This window comes from Peterkaempfera griseoplana (assembly GCF_001418575.1).
Taxonomy (GTDB): Bacteria; Actinomycetota; Actinomycetes; order Streptomycetales; family Streptomycetaceae; genus Peterkaempfera; species Peterkaempfera griseoplana.
The window spans coordinates 1-7,581 of record NZ_LIQR01000358.1; the positions used below are offsets into that span (position 1 = coordinate 1).

3 protein-coding genes are annotated in these 7,581 nt (G+C 73.3%); 2 read left to right on the forward strand and 1 reads right to left on the reverse strand.

Annotated elements, in window-relative coordinates; translation table 11 throughout:
* On the forward strand, positions 1-238 hold a 238-nt coding region (locus tag AOK09_RS25305), incomplete at its 5' end, for a 2-oxo acid dehydrogenase subunit E2 (protein WP_175609340.1).
* Positions 239-5,626, forward strand: a complete 5,388-nt coding sequence (locus tag AOK09_RS25310; RefSeq protein WP_055589551.1) for a non-ribosomal peptide synthetase/MFS transporter — start codon at positions 239-241, stop codon at positions 5,624-5,626. It begins immediately after the preceding gene.
* Between the two features lie 62 nt (positions 5,627-5,688).
* Here the strand turns inward: AOK09_RS25310 and AOK09_RS25315 are convergent, their stop codons facing one another.
* On the reverse strand, positions 5,689-7,503 hold the full coding sequence (locus AOK09_RS25315; protein ID WP_107101449.1) for a DUF6297 family protein: 1,815 nt from the start codon (positions 7,501-7,503) through the stop codon (positions 5,689-5,691).
* Between the last annotated feature and the right edge of the window lie 78 nt (positions 7,504-7,581).

The window sequence follows — 7,581 nt, forward strand, 5'->3', positions numbered from 1 at the left end:
CCTGACCGGCGCCAACTTCGTCATCACCCTCCACACCGACGCCGACGTGGTGCTCGCCGTCCCCTTCATCCTCCCCGGCACCGTCTGCGCCCTCGCGGTCACCTCACCCCAGGACGGCTCACCCCAGGACGGCTCACCCGCCAACATCGGACTCGCCTACGACCACCGGCTCATCAACGGCCGGGACGCCGCCCTCTTCCTGCGGGCGCTCAAGAACTCCGTAGAAGGGCTCAACTGAATGTCGGCCGTCGAACTGTCCGAGGCGAAGCGGGAACTGCTCAGACGCAGGCTGACCGCCCGCCGCGAGACGCAGGGGATCCCGGCCAGGCCGGACGGGAGCGAGCCGGTACTCGCCCCCGCTCAGGAGCCCCTGTGGTTCATGGAGCAGTACACCCCCGGCACCGCCACCTACACCATCGCCCTGGCGCTCCGGCTGCGCGGCCCGCTCGACGTGGAGCGGCTGGAGCACGCGCTCGCCGAGCTGCCCCGCCGCCATGACAGCCTGCGGCACCGGTTCCCCGCCGACGCCGACGGCCGTCCCGCGGTGCGGCTGGTGGACGAGGCCGCCGTCCCGCTGGCGCGGGCCGCCGCGGCGACCGACGAGGAGACCGACGAGGAGACCACCGCCCGCATCGACGCCGAGTGCGGTGTCCCCCTCGACCCGGCCGACGGCCCGCTGCTGCGTGCGCTGCTGATCGAACGCGGCCCCGAGGACCATGTCCTGGCGCTGCTGGTGCACCACCTGGTCGCCGACGGCCAGGGCGCCCAACTGCTGGTCCGCGATCTGCTGGCGCTGTACCGGGGGGAGAGCCCCGAGCCGCCGGCCGTACGGTTCGGGGACATCGCGGCATGGCAGCGCGACCGCGCCTACGACCGGGACACCGCCTACTGGGTGGCGGAGCTCGCCGGACTGCCGCGGCTGGAGCTGACCTGCGACCGGCCCAGGCCCGCACGCCAGCGGTTCGAGGGAGCCTCCGTGGTGCGGATCCTCGACGCCGGGCTCACGGCCGCCGTGGCGGAGCTGGGCAGCCGGCACGGCGCCACCCGGTTCATGACCGTGCTCACGGCCTTCGAGGCGCTGCTCTCCCGGTACACGGGACAGCACCACTTCGGCGTGGGAACCCCCGTGGCGGGGCGCACCAGGCCGGAGTTCGAGGGCGTGGTCGGGATGTTCGTCAACACACTCGTGCTGCAGGCGAGGCTGGAGGACGACCCGTCCTTCAGCGACCTGCTGACCCGCACCCGCAATGTGGTGATCGACGCCCTGGACCACCAGGAGCTGCCCTTCGCCCGCCTGGTCGACGAGCTCAACGTGCCCCGCGACCCGAGCAGGCAACCCCTGATCGACGCGCTCTTCTCGATGCACGACTTCCCCGCCGCCACCGGCGCCGAGGGCAGCGGCGGCCTCGACGTCACCGACTACCCGCTCACCCCGGGCTCCTCCCGTCACGACCTGGAGCTCTATGTCGTACCCACCGGCGACGGCGCACTCGCCTGCACCTTCACCTACAAGACCTCGCTCTTCGAGGCGGCCACGGTCAGCCGGATGGCCGCACACCTGGAGGCCCTGCTGAGGGCCGCCGTCGCGGAGCCCGGCACCGCGGTCAGCCGGCTGCCGATGCTGGACGACGCCGAACGGGCGCTGCTCGACGGCTGGAACGACACCGCCGCGGACTTCCCCTCCGCCGCGACCCTCCACGGCCTGATCGAGGAGCAGGTCCGGCGGACCCCCGAGGCGACCGCCGTCACCTTCGCCGGCTCCTCACTCAGCTACGCGGACCTGGACGCCCGCGCCAACCAGGTGGCGCACCGGCTGCTCGCCGAGGGCGTCGGCACCGGCTCGCTGGTGGGCGTCCTCGCCGAGCGGTCGCTCGACCTGGTCGTCGGACTGCTCGGCACCATGAAGACCGGCGCCGCCTATGTGCCGCTGGACCCCGAGTACCCGGCGGAGCGTCTGGAGTTCATGCTCTCCGACGCCGCGGCGCCGGTCGTCCTCACCCAGAGCCGACTGATCGACGGTACGGAGCAGGAGCCGCCCGCCACCGGAGACGCCACCGTCCTCCCGCTGGACCTGGCGGAGCTGTGGGACGGGCAGCCGACCACGGCCCCGCCACCGGCCGGCGAGCCGGGCACCCCCGCGTACATGATCTACACCTCCGGCTCGACCGGCCGACCCAAGGGGGTGCCCAACAGCCACCGGGGCATCGTCAACCGCCTGGACTGGATGCAGAAGCAGTACCGCCTCACCGCGGCGGACACCGTTCTGCAGAAGACCCCGGCCAGCTTCGACGTCTCCGTGTGGGAGTTCTTCTGGCCGCTGCTCTCCGGCGCCCGGCTGCTGCTCGCCGAGCCCGGCGGCCACCGCGACCCCGGCTATCTGCGGGACCTGATCGAGTCCGAGGGCGTCACCACCGCGCACTTCGTGCCCACCATGCTCGGTCTCTTCCTCGGCGAGGACGGCGCCCGCGACTGCACCTCGCTGCGAAGGATCATCTGCAGCGGCGAGGAGCTGCCGGCCGACCTGGCACTGCGCTGCCTGCAGACCCTCCCCGCCGAACTGCACAACCTCTACGGTCCCACCGAGGCCGCCATCGACGTCTCGTCCTGGCAGTGCACCCCGGCCGGGCTGGAGGGGCGGGCCCGCACCCCCATCGGCAGGCCCATCCAGAACGTCACCCTGCACATCCTCGACGCCCACCGCGAACCGGTGCCGATCGGCGTACCGGGCGAACTCCACATCGGCGGTGTCGCGGTGGCCCTCGGCTACCACCGGCGCCCCGAGCTGACCGCGGAACGCTTCGTCGACGGCCTCTACCGCACCGGTGACGCGGCCCGCCGACTGCCCGACGGCACCGTGGAGTTCCTCGGGCGGCTCGACAACCAGGTGAAGCTGCGCGGCCTGCGGATCGAACTTGGCGAGATCGAGGCCGCCCTGCGGGATAAGGCCGGGGCCCGTGAGGCCGCCGTCGTGGTCAGCGAGGACAAGCGGCTGGTCGCCTACCTCGTGGACGGACCCGCCGAGGCCGCGCAGGCCAGGGAGGCGATCCGCGGGACCCTCCCCGACTACATGATCCCCTCCCACTTCGTCGCCCTCGACGCCCTGCCGCTGACCCCCAGCGGCAAACTGGACCGCAGGGCGCTGCCCGCCCCCGAGGTCACCGCCGCCGAGTACCGCGAGCCGGCGACCGAGGCCGAGCGGGTGGTCGCAGCGGTCTGGGCGGAGGTGCTGGAGGTCGAACGGATCGGCCTGGACGACGACTTCTTCGACCTGGGCGGCCACTCGCTGCTGGCGATCCAGGTGGTCGCCAAGCTCCGCACCGCGCTCCCCGCCGGCGGACGGCCGGTCGGCCTGGTCGACATGTTCTCCTGCCGCACCGTGGGCGAACTGGCCGCCTTCGCCTCCGAGGCGGTCCCCGACGGGCCGCGGGCCCTGCTGCAGCGGCTCACCCCGCGCCGCGCCGCCACCGTGACCTACGTCTGCGTCCCCTACGGGTCCGGCAGCGCCATCGTCTACCAGCCGCTGGCGGACGCCCTCCCGGCCGACGAGGCGCTGTACGCCCTCTCCATCCCCGGCAACGACATCGGCCTCGACGAGGAGCCGATGGAGTTCGACGAACTCGCCGCGCGGACCACCCAGGAGATCCTGGAGATCGAGGGCCCGCTGGTCGTCTACGGCCACTGCGGGGTCGGAGCCGCACTCGCGGTCGAGCTCACCCGGCGGCTGGAGGCCGCGGGGCGCCGCGTGGAGGCCTGCTACATCGGCGCGATTTTCCCCTTCGCCAAGCCGGGCGGGCTGTGGCGCCGGCTCACCCGCCCGGACTTCTTCGAGAGGCTGCGCAGCAGCCAGAGCGACCTGGACTCCCTCAAGGCCCGCGGCGTCGACCTCGACGAGCTCGACGCCGGGGTGGCCGACCGGATCATCCGTACGATGCGCCATGACTCCAAGTCCGCCGAGGAGTACTTCACCAGGCTCTTCGACGCACCCGACCTGGAGAGGATGCGCGCCCCGATCGTCTCGGTGGTGGGGGAGCGGGACCCGGCGACCCAGCTCTACGAGGAGCGCTACAAGGAGTGGCGCTTCCTCACCGGCACCTCCGCGCTGGTCGTCCTCGACGAGGGCGGGCACTTCTTCCTGCGGTACCGGGCGAAGGAGCTGGCGGACGTGGTCCGCACCCACACCCGGCTGGACGCGCCCCCGCCCCGCGGCGAGCAGGACACCTGGTGGGTGCAGGAGGTCACCACCCCCGAGTCGGCGGCCGCGGCCAAGGCGGCGGCGGCAGCCGGGGTCCGGCCCAGCATGGGCCGTTTCCTCACCATCGCGGGCGGCCAGCAGATCTCGCTGATCGGCTCGGCGCTCACCGGCTGGGCACTGCCGCTCACCGTGCTGGTGGACTCCGGGTCGATCGCCCAGTTCTCCCTCCTGGCGGTGCTCAACCTCGCCGGACTGCTGATCTCACCGCTCGCCGGGGCGATCGTGGACCGGGGCAGCCGCAGACGCGTCATGATGCTCGCCGACTGCGCCTCCGGACTGATCGAGGCGATCCTGGCGGTGCTGGTGCTGACCGGCGGCATCCACCTCTGGCAGATCTACCTCCTGATCACCGCCCTGTCGATCAGCACCACCTTCCAACGGCTCGCCTACGGATCGGCGGTACCGCAGCTGGTGCCCAAGCAGTACCTCGGCCATGCCATCGGCGTGACCCAGATGACCAACGGCGTCGCCCAGCTGGTCGTCCCCCTGATCGCCGCCGGTCTGCTCCATGTGATGGGCCTCGGCGGAATCGTCGTCATCGACGTCGTCAGCTACGCCTTCGCCATCGGCGTGGTGCTCTTCGTCCGCTTCCCCGACACCCTGCCCTGGCGGCCCAGGGAGCCGCTGACCACCGAGATCGCCAAGGGTTTCTCCTACACCTGGCGGGACCGGGGGCTCCGCTCGATCCTGGCGTTCTTCGCGGTGCTCAACGTCTTCCTCTCCCCGCTGCTGCTCCTGGTCTCCCCGCTGGTGCTCTCCTTCGGGACGCTCGCCGACGTGGGCCGTGTCTCGGTGGTGACGGGACTGGGCGTCATGATCGGCGGGACGACGATGGCGCTGTGGGGCGGGCCGCGCAGCCGCCGGTTTCACGGTGTGCTGGTCACCACGGTGTGCATGGCCGCGGGCGGGGTCCTGGTCAGCCTGCGCCCCTCCCTCTGGCTGATCGGCGCCGGTGCCTTCGCCCTGACCTTCTTCCTGACCATCATGAACTCGGTGTACTCGACGATCGTCCAGCTCAAGGTCCCCTACCGGTACCACGGCCGGGTCTTCGCGCTGAACACGCTGGTGGCCTGGTCCACGCTGCCGATCGGCATGGGACTGGTGGCGCCGTTCGGGTCCGAGTTCTTCAACCGTCTGCTCGTCCCGCACGGAGCGCTCGCCTCCAGCGCCGGCGCGCTCGTCGGCGTCGGACCGGGCCGGGGTGTGGCTTTCATGTTCCTGCTCTGCTCGGTCGGCATGGTGCTGGTGGTGGCGGGGGCGCTGCGGATCCGGCGGCTGGCGCGCTTCGACGCCGAGATGCCCGACGCGCTGCCCGACGACCTGCTCGGTGTGGAGGCCCTGGCGGAGAAGCACCAGCCGGCCCTGGTCGCCTGACCGGGGCCGGAGGCCGGGCCCGCCTCGGGACTTCCCGTCCCCGGGCGGGCCCGGCCGCCGTCTCAGGACCCCGCCGCGCTGCCCTCCCGGCCCTGGGCCCGGACCGTCAGCTTTCCGGCGCGTTCCCGGCCCCACCACAGCAGCGCCGCACCCAGTACGGCGCTCCACACCGCGGCGGTGCCGACCGCCGAGGCCGAACCGCTGGTGAGGGCGTGGGCGAACGGCACGGTGAGGACGATCACGGCCACCGCCGGTCCGGCCGCGTACCAGGCCGCGAACATGAAGGGGCCGAGGCTTCCGGAACCCGGGGTCTGGCTGGCAGGGCCCATCATCAGGTCCTGGCGGATCACGCCCCGGCAGGCGTTGACCAGGCCCGCCCCGACCAGGGCGGGGACGGCGGCGGGCGCCAGCCATGCCTGGGACCCGGCCCCGGACAGCACGGCGGCCCCCGCACACACCGCTCCCAGCACGACACCCAGAGCGGCGGGCACGATCATGTGACGCAGCATCAGTTCGGCGAAGGGATAGGGCGACCAGGAGGCCCGCCGGATGTCGTCGGTCTCGATCCTGGCGGGCTCCAGCAGCTGCGCCACCGCCAGATAGCCGAAGACCAGCGCGAGGGCCGTGCCCGCCCAGGGCAGGGCGCCGGTGGCCGAGTGGATCAGGAACGCGCAGAGCGACGCGGGCACCGCCAGCAGCACCGAGCGGCCCAGCCGGGCCGGGGAGCGCAGCAGCGCCAGAGCGTCGCGCCATGGCACGGCCAGCCAGGCGGCGTGCGGGGCGGGCAGCCGCAGGCGCCGGGGCGCCGCGCCCGACGACGCACTGGTGATGGCAAGACGTGCGGACCTCAGCTCCACCGTCCGCAGTGCCGCCAGCACTCCGGCCGCCGTCCGGGCCCGGGCCCGCAGCCTGGCCGGGGGCACCTTGCCGCACGCCCGGTCGGCGAGCACCGCGCAGGCCCCGGTGAGCAGCACCAGCAGCACCGCGGCGACCCAGGACCCCGGCTGGGCCCCCGGCGTCGGAGCCAGGGCCGCCAGGCCCGCCCAGCCCCAGGGTCCGGACCACATCTCGGTCCGCTCCAGCCAGGGGACCCGGTGCCCCTGGGCGGCCAGGACGCTCTGGGCGGCGAGCAGGAGAACGGCCACGGTGAGCACGGGGGTGAACCTGCGGACCTGCCGGGCGACCCGGTCGTCCAGCTCCACCGCCAGACCCGCGCAGGTGGCCAGCAGCGGTACGCACACACCGCCCAGCAGACACCAGGCGAACGCCGCCAGGAGCCCGGTCCCGGTGGTGAGTCGCAGGGCCACCATGGCGCCGCCCGCTGCGATGACACCGGGCACAGCCGTCAGTGTGCAGGAGAGCCAGAACCAGGGCCGCAGCACCCGCCTCGGCCGGACGGGCTGCGGCAGCAGCCAGTCGGCCGTGGGCCTGGGCGGGATCACCGGGCCGCGCCAGAGCCCGTCACGGGCGGCCAGCAGAAGGGTGGCGAGCGAGGCGGCCGCGACACCGCTCGGAAGGGCGGCGAGCAGCGCGGGGCCGTGGCCGCTGTAGTCGGCGCCCATCGAGGACTGCAGCAGCAGTCCGAAGCTCGGGGTCACTCCCCAGACGATCAGGATCATCAGGGCGCAGTAGACGGTGAAGCCGATCTGGCCGGCCCGGCTGCGGCGGTGGGGGGCGCGCATGGTCCGCAGCAGGGCCAGCGCCTCGTCGGTCCAGTCGTCGTCGGCGGTCCACTCGGGCGGCGGGTCGCCCTGGGCCGGGACGTCCTGGGCGGTGGCGGCCGGGTCACCGGCGTCCAGGTCAGGGGCGTCGGGGTCGGGCTCGCCGGCCGGACGGGGCAGGACGCCCGCGGGCGGGGGAGCGGTGCGGTCGGTCACCGGCCCACTCCCCTGAGGCTGCCGGAGAGGACGCTGCTCGGGGAGCCCTTGGCCAGCACCTTGCCGTCCTCCAGCACC